Consider the following 2273-nt stretch of genomic DNA (forward strand, 5'->3'; position numbering starts at 1 on the left):
GCCCTGAGCATCCGTCGCGCTCAGCTGTCCAATGAGCGATCCTCCTGCCACGTTCTCGTCGATCGCGGCATGAGAGAGAGCAATATCGGTCGGTGCCGTATTGGGGCCGTCCTCGACGAAGTCCTTCACGTTGATCGTGAATGTCTTCTCGTGGGATAGCCCGCCCGAATCCGTAACCTTGATTGTCACCTGATGGGTGGTCTTGGTTTCGTAATCGAGCGATGCGCCTTCGCGCAGACGGAGCTGGGCAATGCCATCGACAACGACGACCTGGAATTTCGAATCCGGGTCGTTCATGATCGTGTAGGTGAAGGTTCCGGCCTGCGCGTCAGTTGCACTCAACTCGCCGATCAGTGTGCCACCGGCCGCCGTCTCGTCGACTTCTGCCTTCGAGAGAGCGATGTCGGTCGGCGCCGTGTTCGTGCCGTCCTCGACGAGATCGTTCACATGGATCGTGAAGGTCTCTTCATGCGAAAGGCCACCGGCATCGGTAACCTTCACCGTCACCTGATGCGACGACTTGGTCTCATAATCGAGGCTCGCTCCCAACCGAAGCCGAACCTGGGCGACGCCTGAGGCAACCACGATTTCAAACTTCGAATCCGGATCGTCGATGATCGTATAGGTCATCGGCCCTTGTTCGAGATCTGTGGAGCTCAATTCACCGACCAGCGAACCACCGGCTGAATTCTCGTCGATCGAGGATTGTGACAGGGCGATGTCCGTCGGCGCCGTATTGACGCCGTTCTCTGCCAGGTTGTTCACTGTGATCGTGAACGTTTCCTCGTGCGAGAGCCCGTTCGAATCCGTGACCTTGACCGTCACCTTGTGCGACGCCTTCACCTCGTAATCGAGCGTTGCTCCTTCCCGAAGCCGCAGCTGTGCGACGCCGTCGATGACGACGACCTGGAACTTCTGGTCCGGATCGGCGAGGATCGTGTAAGTGAAGTTTCCACCCTCGGCGTCGATTGCGTCGAGTTCACCGACAAGCGTACCACCCGGAACGTTCTCATCGATCGCAGTTTGTGAAAGCGAAATATCCGTTGGTGCGGTGTTGGGGCCGCTCTCTGGCAGATCGATGACATCGATCGTAAAGGTCTCCTCGTGCGACAGGCCGCCCGAGTCGGTCACCTTGATCGTGACCTGGTGAGACGCCTTCGTCTCGTGGTCGAGCGTCGCACCTTCGCGGAGTCGCAGCTGGGCGACACCGTCGATCACCACCACCTGGAACTTCCGATCTGGATCGCCGACGATCGTATAGGTGAAGGGACCCTGCTCGAGATCGGTCGCGCTCAATTCGCCGATGAACGAACCGCCTGCCGAATTCTCTTCGATCGCAGCTTGCGACAGCTCTATGTCCGTCGGCGCGGTGTTGGTGCCATCCTCTGGGAGGTTGTTGACGTCGATCGTAAAGATCTCCTGATGCGAGAGACCAGCCGAATCCGTGACCTTGATCGTGACCTGATGTGACTGCTTCGTTTCATAGTCGAGCGTCGCACCTTCACGGAGGCGCAATTGGGCGACGCCGTCGATCACCACGATCTGGAATTTGCCATCGGGATCGTCGAGAATCGTATAGGTGAATGTGCCACCCTGCGCGTCGGTTGCGCTCAGTTCGCCGACTAGAGTGCCGCCGGCAGAGTTTTCGTTGATCACCGAGTGAGACAGCGCGATGTCGCTCGGCGCGGTGTTGGGACCCTCTTCGTCGAGATCGTTGACATTGACCGTGAAGGTTTGCACATGCGTCAAACCACCGACATCGGTGACTTTGATCGTCACCTGGTGCGAGGTCTTGGTTTCGAAATCCACAGTCGCGCCCGGCCGCAACCGCAGCTGAGCGACGCCGTCGACGAYGACAACCTCGAACTTGGCATCGGGGTCGTCCATGATTGTGTAGCTCAGCACGCCGCCCTGCGCGTCGGTCGCGCTCAATTCGGCGACGAGCGAACCGCCCCACGAATTTTCGTTGATCGACGTCTTGGAAAGCGTGATCTCGGTCGGTGCCGTGTTTGGGGATCCAGGATTCGGATCGCCGGGTCCCGGACCTCCGGTTCCCGGATGCACGACGAAATTGTCTACTCCGAGCGCCCTAAGGGCGATCATCGCGTCCTGGAGAGCACTCTCGCTGGCATAGAGATCGCGATACAGATGTGCGACGTCGTTTGTGCCACCCCGATCGGCATTCACGACATCGGTGAGATCGCGGATGTAGTAGACGTCGTTGCCGAGGCCGCCGGTCATCGTGTCGGCGCCCTTGCCTCCGTCCAAGACGG

General features: G+C 59.2%; 1 protein-coding gene. It reads right to left on the reverse strand.

What is annotated here, in order from left to right:
* Positions 1–2273 (reverse strand): cadherin repeat domain-containing protein (locus AC1DT3_RS18465; protein WP_477466684.1); only part of this gene is annotated, 2273 nt, incomplete at both ends.

The organism is Microvirga sp. P4_G7 (assembly GCF_056401005.1).